10 protein-coding genes are annotated in these 21,963 nt (G+C 41.0%); 9 read left to right on the plus strand and 1 reads right to left on the minus strand.

Annotated features, from left to right (window positions below; all coding sequences use genetic code 11):
• Window positions 1-36: 36 nt before the first annotated feature.
• The 9 genes from J7E77_RS14025 (at window position 37) to J7E77_RS14065 (ending at window position 17,096) form a co-directional block, all read left to right on the plus strand.
• Window positions 37-1,533, plus strand: a complete 1,497-nt coding sequence (locus J7E77_RS14025; RefSeq protein ID WP_214715146.1) for a glycoside hydrolase family 32 protein — start codon at window positions 37-39, stop codon at window positions 1,531-1,533.
• Window positions 1,534-1,566: 33 nt separating this feature from the next.
• Window positions 1,567-2,175, plus strand: a complete 609-nt coding sequence (locus tag J7E77_RS14030) for a YesL family protein (RefSeq protein ID WP_214715147.1) — start codon at window positions 1,567-1,569, stop codon at window positions 2,173-2,175.
• Between the two features lie 126 nt (window positions 2,176-2,301).
• A complete protein-coding gene (locus tag J7E77_RS14035) occupies window positions 2,302-7,668 on the plus strand; it encodes a GH32 C-terminal domain-containing protein (RefSeq protein ID WP_214715148.1) in 5,367 nt (1,788 codons plus the stop codon).
• Window positions 7,669-7,865: 197 nt separating this feature from the next.
• Window positions 7,866-10,262, plus strand: coding sequence for a glycoside hydrolase family 32 protein (locus tag J7E77_RS14040; protein ID WP_214715150.1), 2,397 nt, complete (start codon window positions 7,866-7,868; stop codon window positions 10,260-10,262).
• Between the two features lie 340 nt (window positions 10,263-10,602).
• Window positions 10,603-11,928, plus strand: a complete 1,326-nt coding sequence (locus tag J7E77_RS14045; RefSeq protein WP_214715152.1) for a glycoside hydrolase family 68 protein — start codon at window positions 10,603-10,605, stop codon at window positions 11,926-11,928.
• A 26-nt stretch (window positions 11,929-11,954) separates the two neighbouring features.
• A complete protein-coding gene (locus J7E77_RS14050; protein WP_214715154.1) occupies window positions 11,955-13,295 on the plus strand; it encodes a glycoside hydrolase family 68 protein in 1,341 nt (446 codons plus the stop codon).
• 15 nt (window positions 13,296-13,310) lie between these two features.
• Window positions 13,311-14,657 carry a glycoside hydrolase family 68 protein gene (locus J7E77_RS14055; protein WP_214715156.1) on the plus strand — a complete coding sequence of 449 codons (1,347 nt, stop codon included), beginning with the start codon at window positions 13,311-13,313 and terminating at the stop codon, window positions 14,655-14,657.
• Window positions 14,658-14,784: 127 nt separating this feature from the next.
• Window positions 14,785-16,182 carry a sucrose-specific PTS transporter subunit IIBC gene (locus tag J7E77_RS14060; RefSeq protein WP_285290567.1) on the plus strand — a complete coding sequence of 466 codons (1,398 nt, stop codon included), beginning with the start codon at window positions 14,785-14,787 and terminating at the stop codon, window positions 16,180-16,182.
• Window positions 16,183-16,241: 59 nt separating this feature from the next.
• Entirely contained in the window at window positions 16,242-17,096 is an 855-nt protein-coding gene (locus J7E77_RS14065) for a PRD domain-containing protein (protein WP_214715158.1), read from the plus strand.
• Window positions 17,097-17,181: 85 nt separating this feature from the next.
• Here J7E77_RS14065 and J7E77_RS14070 read toward each other — a convergent pair whose 3' ends face one another.
• The gene (locus J7E77_RS14070) at window positions 17,182-21,612 is read right to left on the minus strand and encodes a pullulanase X25 domain-containing protein (protein WP_214715159.1); all 4,431 of its coding nucleotides are present in this window, start codon (window positions 21,610-21,612) and stop codon (window positions 17,182-17,184) included.
• Window positions 21,613-21,963 lie beyond the last annotated feature (351 nt).

Below are 21,963 nucleotides of genomic sequence, written 5' to 3' on the forward strand. Positions count from 1 at the left end.
AAAAAAAGAGTTCCTGAGAAAGGGAAAGTGTAAGAAATGAATAATAACGTCCTGGAAAAAAAACAGTATTATACCGAAAAATACCGTCCGCAGTATCACTTCTCACCGGAGCGCCAATGGATGAATGACCCGAATGGGATGGTGTATTATAACGGAGAATATCATTTATTTTATCAATATCATCCCAATGGAACGACATGGGGTCCGATGCATTGGGGGCATGCGGTAAGTAAAGATCTTGTTCACTGGGAACACCTCCCAATTGGTTTGGCTCCCGATGAGCATGGAACGATTTTTTCGGGGAGTGCAGTCGTGGATTGGAATGACACAAGCGGTTTCTTTGGAGGGGAATCAGGGTTAGTGGCGATTTTTACTCATGCTGATACATACCCTGATTCGGACCGTCCACGACAAAGGCAGAGTCTTGCCCATAGCAAGGATAATGGGCGGACATGGGTAAAATATGAGGAGAACCCTGTTCTCCAAGAAGAAAGTATCACAGATTTTCGTGATCCAAAAGTGTTCTGGCATCGTGAAACCAATCAATGGGTCATGGTTTTAGCCGCAGGCCAAACGATTAGAATCTATACTTCCAAAAATTTAATAGCTTGGGAGTTTGCCAGTGAGTTTGGAGAAGGTCATGGCTCCCATCAGGGTGTTTGGGAATGTCCTGACCTGTTTGAATTACCTGTTGATGGTGATTCCAATCAGAAAAAATGGGTGCTATTTGTCAGCATTGGCAACGACCCAAAATATAAAGAAGGATCGAGAACACAATATTTTATTGGAGATTTTGATGGTAAAACATTTTTCAATCATCACGAACCAGAAACGACTCTTTGGATTGACCATGGCCGCGATAATTATGCAGGAGTCAGCTGGTCTGATGTTCCGGCCGCAGACGGAAGAAGGATCTATATTGGCTGGATGAGTAACTGGAGTTATGCCAATATTACGCCTACAAAAGAATGGCGAAGTGCAACGACGATTCCGAGAGTACTTGGATTAAAGAAAACTGAAGAAGGAATTCGTCTCGTACAAAACCCGATTCATGAATTACAAAGTCTTCGTCATGAAAAGATAGTATTAGAAAACGAACAAGTTGTACCTGGAAAAAATCTTTTAGATAATGTAAAGAGTAACACATTCGAAATCGTTGCCGAGTTTGAAATTGGTTCAGCAGCGGAATTTGGATTCAAGGTTTGTAAGGGAGCCAATGAAGAAACGATAATTGGTTATGACGTAAAAAAACAAACATTATTTGTTGATCGAACCAATTCGGGAGAGGCTGCTTTCCATGAGGACTTCGCCGGAAAACATGAGAGCCATCTACTGCTAGAAAATAATATGATCATCTTGCATGTTTTTGTTGATCAGTCATCGGTAGAGGTGTTTGGAAACGGCGGAAAGTCGGTGATAACGGACTTAATCTTCCCAAATGAAGAAAGTAAGCAAATTGAGCTCTATGTAAAAAACGGAGAAGTTAAGTTGCAGTCGCTTGAGCTCTTTACGTTAAAATCTGTCTGGCGATAATGCAGTGAAAAGGGTAATAGGGGGAATGACAGGATGAACGCTTTAAACAACAGATTATATACGACATTGAATACAATCGTAGATTTATTTCTATTAAATTTACTATGGGTCATGACGATGCTCCCCCTCATTACCTTTTTTCCGGCAACAGTTGCCATGTTTGGTGTTGTCCGTAAACGAATATTGCAAAAGGAAACGGAGGGTATCGTGAAGAGCTTTTTTAAAATTTTCAAGGAGAATTTTAAACAAAGCTTTATCCTATCGATATTTTGGAGTGTGCTTGCCCTCTTTTTATTTTTGGATTATCGGCTTATCCAGCCAGGAGATTCTGTTGTTCAGCTTCTTCTTTATATCGTCTTAATTATTGGCATTTTGTTATTTAGTTCAATCTCCATTTATCTTTTTCCGATTATGGTACATTTCGAACTAAGCTGGAAGCACGTGATTCGAAATGCTTTTCTCTTTTCCCTTATGAACCCGGTCTTAACGATTCTTTTATTGATAATTGTTGGGGCGGGTACTGCTATTTTCTATTTTTATCCAGCTACGATTTTCATCATTGGCAGTCTCGCAGCATATGCAGTTTATTACTTATGTCAATTATGGTTTAACCAGTTGCTAAACATGAAGGGAACAAACTGAAGATTAAAAATTATTCTAGGGTGCACTTAAACAATACATATTAGCACCCATTCTTATAAGTTGATTTGTAAGCGCCTTCTATTTGCTTGGATAGTAGTGATAAATAAATGTTGGAGGGGAACAGGGTTGAAGCAAAGATTAAAAAATCAAGGAATATCGGTAGTGGTCATTTTTTCTTTAATCATTTCAATGTTTATGCCCACTGTTTCTAGTAAAGCCGAAACACGTGAAACATCGATTTCGTCTGTTGATGGCGAAAATGAACCATATCGGTCCAAATTTCATTTTTCTCCGGAAAAAAACTGGATGAATGATCCCAACGGCATGGTTTATTACGATGGGGAGTATCATCTGTTTTATCAGCATAATCCTGCTGATCCTAAGTGGGGACCGATGTATTGGGGACATGCGGTAAGTAAAGACTTGGTCAATTGGGAATACCTGCCGATCAGTCTTTATCCAGATGAAACAGGTTTTATCTGGTCAGGGAGTGCAGTTGTGGATTGGAACAATACGACTGGATTTGGAAGCGATTCTAAACCGCCGATGGTGGCTGTATTTACTCAAGAAAAAGGCGGTCACCAAGTTCAAAGTTTGGCTTACAGTAACGATAAGGGCCGGAATTGGACGAAGTATGAAGGCAATCCGATTATTCCAATGCCAGAGGGGATTGACGTATTCCGGGACCCAAAGGTATTCTGGCATGAGGAAACAAACAAGTGGATTATGGTCATTTCAGCTGGTGATCGCGTTTATTTTTATAACTCGCCAGATTTAAAAAGTTGGACGAAAGTAAGTGAATTTGGCAACAATGACGGCTCCCATGCGGGAACATGGGAATGCCCGGATTTATTTGCCCTTCCGGTTGATGGGGATCCAACTAAGAAAAAGTGGGTATTAGCTGTCAGTATCAGTGAAGGTGCCCCTGCCGGCGGTTCGGGGATGCAATATTTTATCGGTGATTTTGATGGGAAAAATTTTACCAATGCCAATGATCCGAGTAAAGTTCTCTGGGCCGATTATGGGGCTGATTTCTATGCAGCTGTTACATGGAGTAATGTGCCTGATGGACGCCGCTTATGGCTGGGGTGGATGAATAATTGGAAATATGGACAGGACATTCCAACATCCTCATTCAGTGGAACGATGTCTATTCCGCGTGAACTTGCCTTATCAACGGTTGATGGGGAAGGGATTCGTCTTATCCAAAAACCTGCAGGTGAGTTCGAAAGCCTTAGGGGCAATCCGCAAGTTTTTGAAAGTAAAGTGCTAACTCCAGCAGAAAATCTGCTTTCGAACGTATCAGGAGATACCTTTGAGATTATGGCTGAATTTGATTTGAATTCGGCGACGGCAACGGAGTTTGGTTTTAAAGTTCGAAAGGGCGATAGCGGGGAAACAAAGATTGGTTACGATATTGGCAATAAAAAATTGTTTGTTGACCGTTCCAATGCTGGTGAATCAAGTTTCAATGGCAATTTTGCTGCAAAACATGAAGCACCGTTAAATGCCAGTAATCAAACCGTTAAACTCCATCTGATTGTTGACAAGGCATCTGTTGAAGTATTTGGTCAAGACGGCCGTGTTGTGATGACGGATCAATTCTTCCCTAATCCTAAAAATCAATCTCTTGCACTTTACACAACCGGTGGAGAAGTATCCCTAAAATCATTAAAGGTATATGATTTGGACAGCGCAACCTTTGTTTCAAAAATAGATCAAGTGGCCGTTGATGGAGTCAGTCTGCCAAATGAGATTGAAAATCCAGATTTTGAGACTGGCAATCTATCAGGATGGACAGAGGCAGGCTCAGCATTTGATCGTACAGTATCGAATGTTACTAGTTTTTGGGGTGGTCCTTTTCAGCAGCAAGGAACCTACCATGTTTGGGGATTTGCCGGCGCAGCGAATGATGCAAACTCTGATTTCCGTACGGGTGTAATGAAATCAACTGCATTCAAACTGGGCGGGAATGGAAAGATTGATTTCCTTGTTGGCGGGGGCCAGGATATTACGAAACTATATGTTGCCTTGGTTCGTGCTTCGGATGGAAAAGAGCTTTTTAAAGCAACGGGATCCAACACAGAAGCCTACCGAAGAGTCAGTTGGGATGCATCGGAATATATCGGGGAAGCAATGTATATCAAAGTAGTTGACTATCATTCTGGCGGATTCGGGCACATCAATGTCGATGATTTTCATGTTTTTAATAATGACCCGGTGAATACCGATGTTATCCAAAATCCAGATTTTGAGACTGGTGATTTAACAGGATGGACAATTGTGGAAGGCGATGCCTTCAGCAATCAGGATGTTACAGCTGATAAGGATTGGGGTTGGGGCGGACCGTTTAATCACCATAACCAATACCATCTATGGGGAGCTAAAGATGGTGAAGACGGACAAACTGGAATTTTAAAATCATCAAACTTTACGCTGGCAGGTACTGGTGAAATTAATTTCCTAATCGGCGGCGGTAATGACATAGACAAATTATATGTGGCCTTAGTTAGAGCCTCCGATGATAAAGAACTTCTCAAAGCGACGAATACCAATTGGAAGGACAGCGAAGCTTATACTCGGGTCAAGTGGGACGCAGCCAATTACCTGGGGGAAAAAGTCTACATCAAAGTGGTGGACCATGCGACAGGTGGATGGGGCCATATTAACGTAGATGACTTTCATGTGAAAAATACCGGCATCATAGCAAACTGGCCATTGGATGAAGGCAGTGGAACCAAAACAAAAGACTTTGTTAGAGGAATGGCAGACCCTATTTCCTATGTGTTTACGAAAGCTTTATACAAGCCATCGACCGATCCTTTATGGAGAGATGGGATTCGTAACAAAGCTTTACTGTTCGATGGATATTCTACAACGATTACTAGGCCATCTAATCAAACTATTAAGCCAACAGATGCTCTTACAATTGAAGCATGGGTTGCTCCAAGATCTTACGAATGGGGCGATCTCGGCCAATTATCAGCGATCGTCAATCAACACAATAAAACGGCAAGCGAAGGTTATATCCTTGGCTTGGGACGGCACGGGAAATGGTCGTTTCAGGCAAGTATTAACGGTGAGTGGAAGGAAGTTTGGGCTGCCGAAAACAAGCCTCTTGAAAAAAATAAATGGTCGTATATTGTTGCCACCTTTGATAAGGCTGAACAAAAAATGAAGCTTTATTTAAATGGTGAATTGGTCGGGGAGACGGTCACACCGAAAGGAACCATCACACCATCTTCAAATGATTTATTAATCGGAAAACATAATAGCGCTGCTCTGGTTAACGGAGCTTTCACTGCCAATATGTTTAATGGAATGATTGACGAATTAAAAATGCATAACCTATCTCTGTCAGGAGAAAAAATTAAAGAGAATTATGAGTCCTATTTAAATAGTTTTGAGAGTCATAAACTTCCAATACCTGATTTAGCACCTGACCGCAGCCGGTATGATGGCGATCGGTACCGCCCGCAATATCATTTTATCGCACCAGAGCATTGGATGAACGAGCCTCATGCGCCGTTCTTCTATAATGGGAAATATCATTTATTCTATCAAAATAATCCCCAGGGCCCATATTGGCATCAAATTCATTGGGGGCATTCTGTAAGTGAGGATATGGTTCATTGGAAGGATGAACCGATAGCACTTGCACCTGATGGGAACTCCGTTGCGCCGGATGGTGTTTGGTCAGGCGGATCAACTGTTGATGGTAATGGTAATCCGGTGTTATTTTTTACAGCAGGTGATGATAAAAAGGTTCCAAATCAAATGACAGGTCTTGCAACTAGTAAAGATCCTGAAGACCCCGATTTGAAAGAATGGTCCATGTATGAGAAACCAGTTACGATTCAAGAGCCCAACCTCCCGGCAAAAGAAGGGGAGGTATGGTACGGGCAATTCCGTGATCCATATGTTTGGAAAGATGGAGATACATGGTACCAGCTCGTTGGTTCAGGTATTAAAGGTGCAGGGGGAACGGCACTTCTTTATACCTCCAAGAACCTGAAAGATTGGGAATACAAAAAGCCACTGATTGTCGGCAATTATAAGCAAAACCCGAAAACTGGCCAAGTTTGGGAGTTGCCAGTGTTCTTGCCATTAGGTAAAGATGCAAAAGGTGTTGAAAAATATGTCTTCTTTTTCAACCCTTGGTTTGATGGGTACAGTCCACACAATGTCAAATATGTTTGGTATTGGATTGGAACTTGGGATAAAGAAAAATTAGAGTTTGTTCCTGACCACGAGGAACCGAAACAATTTGATTATGGTGAACACTTTACAGGACCAAGCGGAATGGTTGATGGAAAGGGACGTTCGATTCTCTTTAGTATTACACAGGACCGCCGGACGGAGAAGCAGCATTACGATGCTGGCTGGGCTCATAATGCAGGGCTGCCGCTTGAGCTTTCATTAACTTCAGAAGGTGGATTAGGGATTAAACCAATTTCCGAATTAGATTCCTTAAGGAAGAAGGAACTTGTTTCGATTAAGAATATGAAAACAGATAAAGCCAATGAATTATTAAAAACTGTTAAGGGTGATCTGTTGGAAATTCAACTCGAGATTAATCCAACCTCAGCAAAACAAGTAGGTCTAAAAGCTAGAAAGTCAGCAAATGGCGAGGAAGAAACATTACTATTCTTTGATGTTGAAAAACAATCACTAAACATTGATCGAAACAAATCCAGTCTCGATCCGGATATCCAAAAAGGGATACAGGGAGGAAAGCTTAAGATTGGTAAAGAAAATCTCAAGCTTCATATTTATCTGGACCGGTCCATGATTGAGGCTTATGCAAATGGTGAAAAAAGCATCACATCACGTGTATATCCAACCCTTTCCGATGCTCTGGGCCTGGAGTTATGGAGTAGTGGCGGAAATGCGAAAGTGATATCGATGAAGGTATGGGAAATGGGTTCCGCATACGGGGAAACGGTTCCTGCCTATTGGCCTGAATCGAATGGCGGTGGAGATCCTATTCCAGAAAGTACAGAATTGCCAAACCATGATTTCCAAACCGGCGATTTAACCGGATGGACTGTTGTAGAAGGGAAAGCTTTTAGTAATGAACACGTTTCCAAGGCAAACGATTGGGGATGGGGCGGACCGTTTAACCAAGCCTCAGACCGAATCGACCCGGAACAATACCATTTATGGGGTTATAATGGAGAAAAAGGCGGGGATTCATTGACAGGAGTCTTAAAGACTGAGAACTTTGTGTTGGGCGGAAACGGAAAAATCGATTTCCTTATTGGCGGAGGAGCTAATATCGACAGACTTTATCTAGCACTGGTACGAGCTTCAGACGGCAAAGAGTTAATGAAGGAAACGGGTGGTAACTGGGAAGCCTATCGAAGAGTTAACTGGGATGCTTCGGATTATATAGGAGAAGAGTTATACATCAAAGTTGTAGACTATGAAACTGGCGGATGGGGACATATTAATATTGATGATGTAAATGTACCTGTGGCCATAAAAAGGTAAAATCGTACCTTGATAGATAGGATCAAATAACCTAGAATAATCATGTGAAATTCAATATTGCAGGATTGCGACTGGTTAGCAGGCAAGACCTAAAATGAGTGAAGGACAGAATATACCTTGTGTATATGTCCTTACCCATTTTAGGTTTTTTTTGTTATTAAGGTTGAATTCACTGTACTAGATAAGGAGTTTTTAAGATGAAAAAGAAGAGGATTATATGGATAAGGCTGCTTGTTTTGGCATTATGCTTCCTGACGATTACAGGAGTTTTGATCAAAAAACAGATGAAAAACAGATTAGACCTAACCAATATCAATCAAGAGAAGGATCCGCCATTAGACCTGGTGCTTAGCAACGATGCCCTTCATCAGTGGGGATTTGATGAAGGGGCTGGAAACGTCACTCGTGATCATGCTCAATCCTTGTCGTCTGTTATTCATTATGCATTAAAATCAGATCCGGAATGGAAAAACGGCATTAGTGGTAAAGCATTATTATTTGATGGATATTCCAATTTGCTGGACATTGCTTCGGAAAAGGTTCATAACCCAGCTGGATCTTTTTCGATTGAAGCATGGGTTGCCCCAAGAGCCTATGAATGGGGAGACAATGGACAGCCCTCTGTTATTATCAATCAACATGATAAAGGAAATAAACAAGGGTTTATGCTCGGAATGGGACGGCATGGTTATATCACGTTTCAGCTGGCCTTAAACGGTGAATGGCAGGAAATTTGGTCGCCAGAGGGTAAAATTTTGCCGAAGGATCAATGGTCTTACGTTGTTGCACAATTTGATAAAGAAACAAATAAAATCTCACTCTATTTAAACGGAGTACTCGTTCAAGAAAAAGCAGTGCCTCCTAATAGTGAGTTAACACCAGCAACTCATATTCCGTTACTTGTTGGAAAACATAATCAGGCAGTCGCTGTGTCTGATGTGTTCCAGGTAAATATGTTTAATGGATTAATGGACAATGTTTCCCTATATAGTAAGGCATTTAGTAATGAATATATTAAACATCACTATGAAGAAGCCATTAACAGCTGGAACAATAAACTGCCTATACCAGATACTTTATTTGATCGAACGGTTTATAAAGGAGACCGCTATCGTCCTAATTATCATTTTACTGCACCACAGCATTGGATGAATGAACCACATGCACCCATTTACTATGACGGAAAATACCATTTATTTTATCAGTTTAATCCAGCTGGTCCTTTTTGGCATCAGATTCATTGGGGACATGCTACAAGTAAAGACATGATTCATTGGGAAGATAGTCCCGTTGCTTTAAGCCCGACAGAGGGAACAGCAGCCAGGGATGGAGTTTGGTCCGGAAGTGCAACATATGACGATAAGGGGGCACCCGTTCTATTTTACACAGCAGGACACGATGAAATGAATCCGAACCAAATGACTGGTATGGCACGGCCAGAGGAGGAAAATGATGTAAACTTAAAACATTGGATCATGAATCCTGATCCTGTAACAGTACAAGAGGAAAATATGGAAACACCAAAAGGAAAGGTATTGTTTGGACAATTTCGTGATCCATACGTATGGAAAGATGAAGACAAATGGTACCAGCTTGTTGGATCAGGTATAAAAGAGGCAGGTGGAACAGCTTTACTTTATACTTCAGAAGATCTTGAACACTGGAAGTATGAAAAACCATTGATGATAGGTGATAAAGTGAAATATCCGCGTACAGGAGATGTATGGGAACTGCCATTTTTAGTTCCGATTAAAAACAAGGAGACTGGTGAACAAAAATATGTATTCATGATCAGTCCTTATTTTATGTCCCCTAGTCCGGATGCAGCTCGTTTTACATTTTATTGGATCGGGACTTGGGACCCAGATCGGTTGGAGTTTATCCCTGAACATGAGGAGCCTAAACTGTTTGATTATGGTGAACATTTTACAGGAGCACAAGGTTTTACAGATGGGAAAGGCCGTACCATCGTGACAAGTATTTTGCAAGACAGGCGTTCGGAAAGGGAAAAATATCAATCAGGATGGGCACACGGGGCTGGGCTGCCGCTCGAAATCTATTTAAATGATAAGCAAACTCTTGGAATTCGTCCGATTGAAGAGGTGCAGTCACTTCGAAGAGAAGAACTGGCATCCGCCCAAAATGTTACAATGGATGAAGTAAATAAACAGCTTCAAAAAATCAAAAGCGATCAATTCGAAATCGAGTTGGAATTCGATGTTTCAAATGTAAAAGCTACAGGATTAAAACTATTAAAATCCCCAAATGGACAGGAAGAAACGATTATTTTTTATGATAATGAAAGGAAAAGCATTCATATTGATCGCCGGCATTCAAGTATAAATCCTGAAATTGAAAAGGGAATTCAAGGTGGTGAGCTAAACCTTGAAGACCATATTTTAAGGGTACGCCTATTTGTTGATAAATCAATAGTGGAAGCATACGTCAATAATGAAATAAGTATTTCGTCCCGTGTATTTCCAATATTGGATCAATCGAAAGGCCTCGAAGTATTTGGAGTGGATGGAGAACCATTTATACGTTTGATGAGGGTATGGAGTATGGCTACAGCCATTGAAGGAGAGAAAGATTAGCCTTACGGGTTTAACTCTATCTAATGAGTTTTGTATTGGTTATATGAAAATATAACTAGTAAATCCTAATAGAATTAAGAGTATATTATCCTATTGTAGGAAATTGTCGAACAGAATATAATGTTCCCTGTAAACAAAATTATGCGGGATTGTGACTGGTAAAGCAGGCAAGACCTAAAGTGTATGAAGGGCGAAGTGTACCTTTTTGGTAGACGTACCCTTGTACATTTTAGGTCTTTTTTTGTTCTCTAAAAAAGGATTTTAACTAGTTTGAATAGACTAAAAATTCTTAACAGACACAATGTTCCCGCGAAAAATGGAGGATTTAGGGGAAATGGAAATGAAAACTCGTAACAAATCGAAATTGAAAAAGCTGGTTTTGACTGCCGTTGTTGCTGCCAATTGCCTGTCAGTATCAACTGCATTCGCAGCGGAAATTAGTACAGATTACACATCCATCTGGTCACGTCAGCAAGCAGAAAAAGTAATGCCAACAGACAAAACAACAGCACCGAAAATTGATCTTAATTTTGATCTTGTAGCACCTGATCAATGGGTATGGGATACATGGCCATTACAAAATAGAGATGGTTCAATGGCGATTGTCAATGGCTACCGAGTGGCTTTTGCATTGGTAGCACCGCGCTCTTTAGGATGGGGTGAGCGCCATACAGAAGCAAGAATTGGCATGTTCTACTCCAAAAATGGCAAAGATTGGACGTACGCAGGAATCCCTTATGACTATAATAAAGCCCTGGGTCATATGCAATGGGCCGGTACAGCAATGCTGGATGACAATGGAAAAGTGCATTTATTCTATACGGCAACCGGTGAAAAAACAAATTGGGATAACAATGGATGGGATAAAAGAGCCGTACAGCGTATTGCCAAAACAACCTTTGATATTCAAACGGATAAAGACGGAGTTCATCTGACGAATGAAGGGAAACACCAAGTCATTCTTGAAGCAGATGGAAAATATTATGAGACACTTGCACAAGCGAATAGTCCCATCATTACGGCATTCCGTGATCCATTCTTCTTCCAGGATCCGAATACAGGCAAAGACTATATTATCTTCGAAGGACAAGCTGGAAGCGATAGAGACTTTATCAAACCGGAAAATATCGGTGATGAAGAATACCGCAAAACCCATTCCGTTCCTGGCGGAGCCGAATTGTATAACGGTAATATCGGGATTGCCGAAGTACTTGATAAGGACGTAACCAAATTGAAGCTTCTTCCGCCATTGCTTGAGTCGGTTGGAACCAATCACCAGATGGAACGTCCGCACGTGGTAGTAAATGGAGATGATTATTATCTATTTACCATTAGCCATACCTTTACTTATGCTCCTGGCCTGACTGGTCCTGATGGTGTTTATGGTTTTGTTGGCAAAGGGCTGTTCGGCGGCTATAAACCAATGAACGAAAGTGGTCTTGTTATTGCGAATCCGAAGGAAAACCCTTATCAAGCCTATTCTTGGATGGTTCTTCCAGACCAGCAGGTAATCAGCTTTATTAACGAGCCGAAAGATGAGAACAGCAATGTGAAATTTGGTGGTACATTCGCCCCAACTCTAAAAGTGAAGCTGAATGGAGAAACATCTGAAGTTGTAAAAGAAGGTAAAGCGGGCGAAATTAAACCATTCGGGGCAAATCGATAATGATAACTCGAAAAGGAGAAAGAAGGATGACCGTTATGAATAGGAAAGCAGTTTCTGCGATCGTTTTAGCGGCAAGTGTTGTTGTCTCAACTTTTTCAGGACTTTCTGTAAAAGCAGAAGAAACAGGGCTAACGACAAATTGGACACGGGAACAGGTGTCGAAAATCGAACTTAATCAAGATAATACCTTACCTTATACAAATATAAGTAAGCTAGAGAAATTATCACCTGATTACCATATTTGGGACACATGGCCCCTGTTGGATCGTGATGGAAATATCGCTTCCGTAAAAGGCTGGAAAGTGATGTTTGCCTTATCTGCTCCAAATGATGTGCTGCCTGGAAAAGTACATGACATTGCAACAATCCGCTATTTTTACTCGAAAAATGGTAAGGATTGGACTCTTGGCGGGACACTTTTCCCAGAAGGAGCTTCATTAGGTTCCCGTGAATGGGCTGGATCTGCCATGGTCGATAATGGGGAAATTCATGCCTTCTATACGGCAACTGGCCATAGAGGGGAAGAGCGATTGACATTTGAGCAGCGTATTGCTGAGGCATCCGGTGATATTATTGCTGATAGTAATGGAGTTCATTTTGAAAATTGGGGCAAACACAAGATCATTTTAGAGCCGGACGGTAAATATTATCAGACGAAGGAACAAGCTCAGCAAGGCGAAGGCGGCGGATATGCTTTCCGTGATCCGATGTGGTTTAAAGACCCAAAAACGGATAAGGAATATATTTTATTTGAAGGAAATTCAGGCGGTACTGTAGGGGAGCGCACATTTAAACAAGAATATGCCGGAAGTTCCGAGTATACCAGCAATAACCCGGTACCTGCTGGAGCTGTTCATGCCAATGCGAATATTGGTATCGCAGAGGTAGTGGATGGTGATCCTTCCAATCTAAAAATGCTGCCTCCTCTTTTGGAAGCAAATTATGTCAACGAAGAATTGGAACGCCCGCATATTGTAGTAAAAGATAAAAAATATTATCTCTTTACTGACAGCCATATCAATAAATATGCTGAAGGGCTGCAAGGACCTGAAGGGATGTATGGATTTGTTTCCGATACCTTGATTGGTGGTTATCAGCCGCTGAATAAGAGTGGTTTGGTTTTAGCCAATCCTCCAGGAAACCCATACCAAGCGTATTCATGGCTTGTCCTTCCTAATTTGAACGTCGTCGGGTTTGCTCATTTTGGCGATTTAGGCGACATGTCAATTGGTGATGTTGGAAACCAATCACCAGAATTCCAATTTAGCCATTTTGGAGGCACGTTGGCTCCTACGATACAGCTATCAATCAAAGGCGACACGACAAAAATAGCAAAAGAATTAAGCCCTGGCTGGATTAAACAATAAGGAAATGATTTAAGAATGAAATGGAATAAAGTTAAAAAAAGCCAATCTATTATAGCAGTGATTATCGGTTTGTTTACTATATTCACACCAATTGTCAGCCCAAGCGTTTCTGCCCAAGAAAATGCAGATACATTCAACTGGACCAGAGAAAATGTCAGTAACCTAACAATAAATGATCAAAATACAGCACCAAAGTTTAATAAAGATGAGCTTGTTGAAATTTCGTCAGATTCTTATATTTGGGATGCATGGCCCCTGCAGGATATGAATGGTCACCCCGCAGTGGTTAACGGCTTTAAAATCATTTTCGCTTTATCGGTTCCGAAGGATGTACTTCCTGGAAAACGCCATGATACAGCTGAAATTCATTATTTTTATTCCAAGGATGGAAAGAGCTGGGAGTCAGGGGGGCCGGTTTTTAAAGATGGAGAAGCATTGGGGTCCAGACAATGGGCCGGCTGTTCCATTGTGAATAAGGATGGGAAATTGCAAATCTTTTACACAGCAACGGGGCAAAAAAATGAAGCTCAACTAAGCTATGATCAGCGGCTGGCAACTGCAACGGCTGATGTTCGTACAACAAACACTAGTGTGACCTTTAAGAATTGGTCCAAACATGAAATAATTCTTGAGGCAGATGGTAAATACTATCAATCAAAGGAACAAATAGGGCAGGAAGAATCTTCTTATGCGTTCCGCGATCCGTATTTTTTCCAGGATCCAAAAACTGGCGAAGAATATCTTTTATTTGAAGCAAACACTGCAGGAAAGCTTGAAGACCGTCCCTATAAAAATGGATATATTGGTTCGGAAGAATTTCGCCTGAACCATGTAACCCCTGAAAGTTCAAAAGCTTTTAATGGCAGCATTGGTATTGCCAAAGCAACCAATAAAGATTTATCCAAATTTGAATTGCTGCCGCCTCTATTAGAAGCAAATTATGTGAATGACGAACTGGAGCGGCCTAGTGTCATCGTAAAAGGAAACAGCTACTATCTTTTTGCAAAAACACACACGGAGAAATTCGCATCCGGTCTTGACGCACCGGAAGGATTATATGGATTTACTTCAGACTCTCTTTTTGGAGGCTATCAACCGTTAAATGATAGTGGGCTTGTCATTGCAAATCCTACGGATAATCCGTATCAAGCATATTCCTGGATGGTTATGACGAATGGCACTGTCACGAGTTTTGTGAATTATGTTAATGTAGACGGTAAAGATATGTATGAAGTTGGCGAGCAATCACCGGAGTATCAAATGGAGCATTTCGGTGGAATGCTGGCGCCTTCCTTAAAAATATCTATCACACGGGATGAAACAAAGATTCTTCATGAAAAGCAGCAAGGGGTTTTTAAATAAGACACAGTTGTGGCGTTCAGTTTTCTACTGAGCGCCACTGTGCATTATTAAAGCATTTGTCATTATTTACCTAAAATCAATATACAACATGATGTGAAACAGACAATTCATGAATTCAAGGTGGAAGATGAATATACAAGACGAACGGAAAGAACCTATAGCTATGGCTCAAAGTTTAATACCGTTATTAGGCGGCAAAGAAAATATTATTAATATGACCCATTGCACGACTCGATTACGTTTTGAGCTTCAAGATGAAAGTAAGATTAATAAAGTTGCAATAGATGAAATGATTGGTGTACATGGGACTTTTTCCCGAATGGGACTTTTCCAAATTATATTAGGTCCCGGTATTGTCAATAAGGTATACAGGGCAATTCTTGAAACAAAGCCAACTCCAGTTTCTGTCATCTCCAATACAGAGCCGCCAAAGGTGAGAATGAATCCATTTATTCAATTTGCCAGGACATTGTCGAATATTTTTGTTCCTATTATTCCAGCTATTGTTGCAAGTGGTTTACTAATGGGACTTATAGGAATGATCAAGGTGTTTCAGTGGGCACCGCCTGACAGTTCATTAATGAAAATGTTGGATATCTTTTCAAGTGCGGCATTTATAATTTTGCCAATATTAATTGGCTTTTGTGCTGCTAAGGAATTTGGAGGCAATCCAATCCTGGGTGCAGTGATAGGTGGGATTTTAACTCACCCTTCCCTATTAAATCCTTCCAAGCTTGGATATAAAGTACCGGAATATATGGAGTTTCTAGGGGTTGATATCCCTTTAATAGGGTATCAGGGAACCGTAATACCGATATTAATTTCTGTCTTTTTTATGAGTAAGCTCGAATTGCGCTTGAGAAAAATTGTACCAAGTGCATTAGATCTATTTTTTATCCCATTTTTAGTCATCATATGTATTGGTTCTATCTCACTTTTAGTAATAGGCCCGATCTCATTATTCATCGGTGACATGATGACAAATACGTTTCAGCTTATCTATCAATCTGGAGGTGCAATAGCCGGATTTTTATTTGGCGGCTTATATTCTCTCATTGTGGTAACGGGGCTGCATCATACTTTACATGCAGTTGAAATGGAATTGCTTGCAAATCCAAAGATAGGTGTTAACTTTTTATTGCCAATTTGGTCTATGGCCAATATGGCTCAAGGAGGAGCGGGGTTAGCCGTATTTTTTAAAACCAAGAATGAGAGACTGAAAAAAATTGCAATCCCTTCAGCTTTTTCAGCATTTTTAGGTATTATTGAACCGGTTATTTTTGGGATTAATATAAAACTTTTCAAACCATTTATAGGCGCAGCAATAGGAGGTGCTTTTGGAGGAGCGTACGTGGTTCTTACTCATGTAGTTGCAAACTCTTATGGCTTAACAGGAATTCCAATGATTGCTATTGTAGCTCCATTAGGGATTTCAAATTTAATGCATTACCTTATTGGTCTTGGTATCTCTGTAATTACCGCATTCATAGCTACTTTGATTCTTTGGGAGAAGGAAGAAACCTAATATTGTAGTCAAGATTAAAATCACAGGTAATGCAAGAGCAAAAGAGGAAGGTGAAAGATATGAGAATTAATAAAATCTTAAATAATAGTGCGGTTGTAGTGAAAGACATAGACGGAGAAAAGATCGTGATGGGAGAAGGAATAGGATTCCAGAAAAGAAAGAATGATCTGGTGAATCAAGCTAAAATTGATAAAGTTTTTGTCATAAAGGATTCAAATGAGCATAAAAAATTCGAAGAAATATTACAATTATTACCGGAAGAGCATATAAAAATCGCAGAAGAAATCATCACTTATGCAGAAAAGGAATTGGGTGTCATGATAAACGAGCATATCCATGTCGCTTTTTGTGATCACTTATCATTTGCCATTGAACGATTAACAAATGGCATTTCCATTAAAAATGCGCTACTTGATCAAATTAAAATTCTTTATGTAAAGGAGTTTCAAATAGGACTTTGGGCAAAGGCGTTAATCAAAGAAAAGTTAGGAGTAGAAATTCCTGAAGACGAAGTAGGTAATATTGCATTGCATATCCATACTGCTAGGATGAATGCAGGAGATATGCAGGAAACGATTGATACCACTACGACTATTCAAGAAATTACAAGAATAATTGAAAGTTGTTTAAATATAAATATTGTGGAAGATACGATGTCATATGAACGATTAATTACCCATTTGCGATTTTCGCTCAAAAGTTTATTATCAAATGAGACGAACCATGATTATGACCAAAAAATGGCTTCGATGATCAAGGAAAATTTTAAAGAAGCATTTTCCTGTGCAAAAGAAGTTGGCCAATTTGTTGAAGGGAAATACCGTGTAAAATATCCTGATGCAGAGTTAATGTATATTTCCATGCATATTCAAAGATTCTATAATCGAGCTGTTATGCGGAAACAACAGATGTGAAAGCTGATGTCAATACCAAGTCGCTTTTCTTAACTTTCGGCAAAAAAGGTCTGCCATGATTCCGGCAGACCTTTTCGATGACCACTTATTTGGTCTCGCTAATCGTTTTTGTAATGACATCGATTACATAATTCTTTGTATTCTTGTTGATGGAACCGCCGTCCCCTTTAAAGATGGTGGACTTGGTTGTATCATTTGGTGCAATGTGAACAGGTACTTGTGTCTGACCTGCTTGAACGGTAAAGGATTGAGTGAAATTCATATCATTTCCGACTGTCACTTTTTCCCCATTGATAGTGAGGTCAGCTCCCTTAATTGCATTCCCCTTTATAGTCATAGTTGATCCATTGACATCGATTTGGCTGACTGCCAGCGGCATATCAATCCAGCGCAGAATGGTATCCTGTACAACCATTTTGTTGTTCCCTTGGTTAGTGACCACAATTTTCATATCGGTTCCTGCGGCACCATAGCCGTAGTTACTAATATCGTCATCCGAATGATCGGATGGCGTATGATCTGCTAACCCTTCATGATCCCAAGTATTATCCCTCGTATATTTATACGTAAGCTCAGTTCCTTCTTCAAGCTCCACTGTGTATTCCCAATCAGGCGTGACAGCGCCATTACGGCTCATAGTCCAGGCACTAGTATTCCAACCATTCAAGCTGCCTGGTATATTGACCTGCGCTGCTAAAGGTGTATAATCCGGTGCATGAACCTTTAAGGTTACTTGTACCATAACAATTTCAGGGGTTACACTTACCTTGTTGGATTCTACATGGTTTCCAGCCTGGTCATAGACACGCACTTGATATTGGTAGGCAGTTCCATTTGCCACCTGATAATCACGGAAGGTGGCGGCGCTGCCGTCCAATGTTGAAAGAATTTGGCCGTCACGGTATATGACTGTTTTAAATGGCTGATCCGGCTGCGTGAGTTTCCAGTTCAAGTTGACCTGACCGGATTCCTTGATCGGAGTGTCCAAAGTAACATCATTAGCAGGCGGGGTAGTATCAGACGTGCTGTGTGAAAAGGTCACTTCACCAGTAATTGAGTAAACCCATGTATTCCCTAAATCCGGCGTAAAGGCCATTCGGTATTCATATGTGCCCGCCTCATACGCTGTAAAGCTTCCCTGAAACTCATTTGCCTGGTCTCCCTGAGTCTGGCCATTATACAAGGCTTGGTAAGATGTCCAAGCGGTTTGGCCTTTCATTCTTACTTGGAGATCGGCCGTGATTCCTTCTGCTGCACCAGTTTCTGACGCACCTGGCAGGTAAAAAGCTGCTTTAACATTGGAGGACTGTGCCAGATTCAGTTCTCCGTTGTCTAAAGTAGTCAGGTCCTTAATACTAGCCTTTGCAGCATCGTAATGAGGCACAAGGCCGGATGAGGCAGCAGGTACAGATTCATTACCACTTTCATTCAAGGCCGTCACAGTAAAATAGTAGGTACGACCATTATTTAAATCGGAAATGTTCACAGATGTACCTGTAGTTTCCTTCACTTTTGTCCATAATCCACCTGAAACTGTAGATTGATAGACATTGTATTTTGTACCTGTTCCTGTTCCTGTCCAGCTTAAAGTAACCTCCTTAGAACCAGCTGTGCCGGTAACTTCTTTAACAGGCTGTGGTTGTTTAACATCATTAACCGTTATTAACATTCTTCCGGACTCTGCTGGAACTGTTAATGACAGCTTGCCATCCTTCGTTGTAGTCAGATATTTAGGGTCCAATTGATCCACAAAACGAAGACCATTCGCGAGCAGCACTTTTGTATCGATATCAACCGTTTGTGTGGTTTTCCCTCTGTTAATAATGACAAGGCCAGATTTTGTTTCTTTTGTCCGGACATAGGCTAACACATCACCCTTTGCGTATAAGTGGTGCAGATCGCCATGAGCGAATAGGTCAGCATTTTCCTTGCGAATTTGACCAATCTTTTGATAGTGTGCAATCAGGTCTTTGTTTTCGTTCCCCCACGGATATGTGCGTCGGTCATCAGGGTCTTTGGATCCTGTTTGACCCGCTTCATCACCGTAATAAATGGTTGGTGCTCCAGGGTAACCCATTTGCAGGATAGAAGCCAGCTTCAATCGCTTCACACCTTCATTGAAATTGTAGTACGGATCTTGTTCTGCTCTGTTATACGTATCAGTGCCGTTGCCCAGCAGGAATACTGCCCGTGCCGTATCATGGGACCCCATCAGGTTCATGAGGGCATAAAAAGCTTCCTTTGGATAGTCCTCCTGTATAGCGAGAAGGGTGTTTTGTGCATTAGCGGCATTACCGTTCTTTAAGTAATCCAAAATGGCTCCGCGGAAACGATAGTTCATGACTGAGTCATATTGATCCCCTAAGAAGTACTTGGATGCATCATCCCATATTTCACCTAGAATAAGTGGCTCTTCTTCTTTTTGAAGTGTTTTTCCGGCTCCTATCATAGTCTTGGACTTCATTTGCTTGCGGAATTCCTGCCAGAAGGAACTGTCCACTTCATTAGCTACATCCAGGCGCCAGCCAGATGAACCTCGATCAATCCATGTTTTTCCTACTGAGTCCTTGTCATAAAAAATATAATTTGCCAATGCTGTGTTGTTAAGTTCACTTGGATGGTCAACCTTTGTGCCGTTAACGGATTCGAATACAGGAAGACTGTCGTATCCCCACCAGCCTTCATACTTATAATGCTCACCCGTCGAAACACCGTTGACTTTTTCATTTGGAACTTTAACATTTTCAATATGGAACCAGTTTTCAAAGCCGTATGGGCTAAAGGTTTGTCCTTCAGCCAGGAGTTGCTGTTTGGCCTTATCCTTAGCTGCAGTTTCAGACAATTTTTCGTTATTCATTAAATCGTAAATACGAGACCAGTATTCATAGGCACCCACTGTTTTATATTTGTGGTAGCGGTCAAAATAGATGGAATCATCAGCCACATGATTAAATACCCCGTCCAAAATCAGGTGCATGTTCCGTTTAGACAATTCCTTGGCGAAATCCTCGAATTCTTTTTCCGAGCCAAACATCGGATCCACCTGTTTATAGTCTGTTGCATCATATTTATGGTTGGACGGTGCAAGTGCAATTGGGTTTAAATATAGGGTATTGACGCCAAGTGATTGAAGGTAATCAAGCTTCGCCTTAATACCAGCAATGTCACCGCCAAAGAAGTCGTTTGTAAATTCTCCGTCCCCTGTGTAGGAGCCAGTGCCTTGTTCATATGGATTATCCGGCAAGGATGACCAGGAGTCGGGATGTTCTATTGGCTGGCTGCCTCGGGCTCCAATCTGATCCTTTACATGGTCATTTGCTTTGTTGCCGTTATAAAAACGGTCCGGATATATTTGATAAACAACAGCTTCCTTCATCCAATCCGGTGTTTGATAGCCCGGGTCGAAAACGGTCAATTGGAAGAGTCCTGCATTTTTATCCTCCGCTTTACCGGTATGACCTTCCTGTGTGTCTTCTCCGTATTCCACTGTTGTATCCTGATCCCCGGCAATGAATTTATAGCCGTGAACTCCTTTGTCAGACGGTGTAAAGGTGGCTTCCCAGAACTCAATGGCACCTTTGTCTTTTGTGTCTGACCAGCCTGTATTCTTCATTGAAAGAACCTTTGTTGTGCCTGTATTATAGTTTTTCACATACAGGCTGGCTCTGGTCAGGTCACCCTTTTTAGCCGATACTCGGAAGGTGACAGGTTTGCCTGCTGGAACTGCCCCAAACGGCGTCCGGTATACTTGGTCCCATGAATCATGATAAAGAGCATCCTTATCTATCATGCCATCAGATCCAATAGGTTTATAATCTGAATAAACTTCTTTTGTTTGGTTGTTATAGAAAAATGTGATTGTCGTATCAGAGAGTACATTCAGCTTCTCATTTGAACCAGGATAGGATTCCGTCCAGTCCTTGCCCAATACAATCTTGTATTCGTAGCTGCCTCTAGGTACCTTTGCAGTAAAGGAATAGACGTTATCAAAATGGGTGTCCTCCATTAATGCTTTTGAGTCTGCCGGACTCCATGCAGTCCCTGCGTGAATGGCAGGTTGAATGGTTCCTACTAAGCGGGGCTTTTTGTCCTCATTTAAAAGTGTGTAACGGGTACTATCAGCAATGGCATGGGTATTGTCATTGTAGTAGAAGGTGACTTTTTTTTGTTCGGTCAGAGTTAGTTTAATGTTGTTTCCACCAGGCGCGCCGCCGTCTCCGTAATTTTCGGACCAGCCTCCTCCAATGGCGATTTTGTATTCATATGTCCCTGACGGCAGTGTGCCAGTAAGGCTATACAAACCATTTCCTTGGTAATCCATTTGCGTTTTAACAGAAGATGGATCCCAATCTCCTGAATTTCCTAAAACTGCCTGCAGACTGCCAACAAGTACAACCTGCTTTGGTGTTGTTTCTGCCGCTTTGGCTGTTTGACTTGTCACAAGTCCAGAAAATAACTGAAGAATTAGTCCAACTACGGTAACAAGCGACAGTAGTGTTCTCTGATTTCTCTTCATGAAAAATCTCCTTTCCCTAACTCTATTAATATAGGAAAGCGTTTGCATGTAGTTGCACAAAAAAGCCGTATGTAAGATCCTTAGAGGACTGGGTTAGTGTGCAAACGTTTGCGCAATCACTTTCAAAATTTATTATATCTTTTTCTCAGCACAATTCAATAGAAAACCAGAAAAAAATCTAAATTTTCTGATACATCATTACCAAAATCGGGAAGTCATTATTTTTTAGCTGTATAACTGGTTGTAAACACTTTATAATAAAGGGTGGATTGTGCAACCGATTTCGTAAATGTAAGTGCTGTAAAGACGATGGAATATGCAAAAATGACCGTTTCTATTATATTAAAATTA

This window comes from Bacillus sp. ISL-77 (assembly GCF_018613105.1).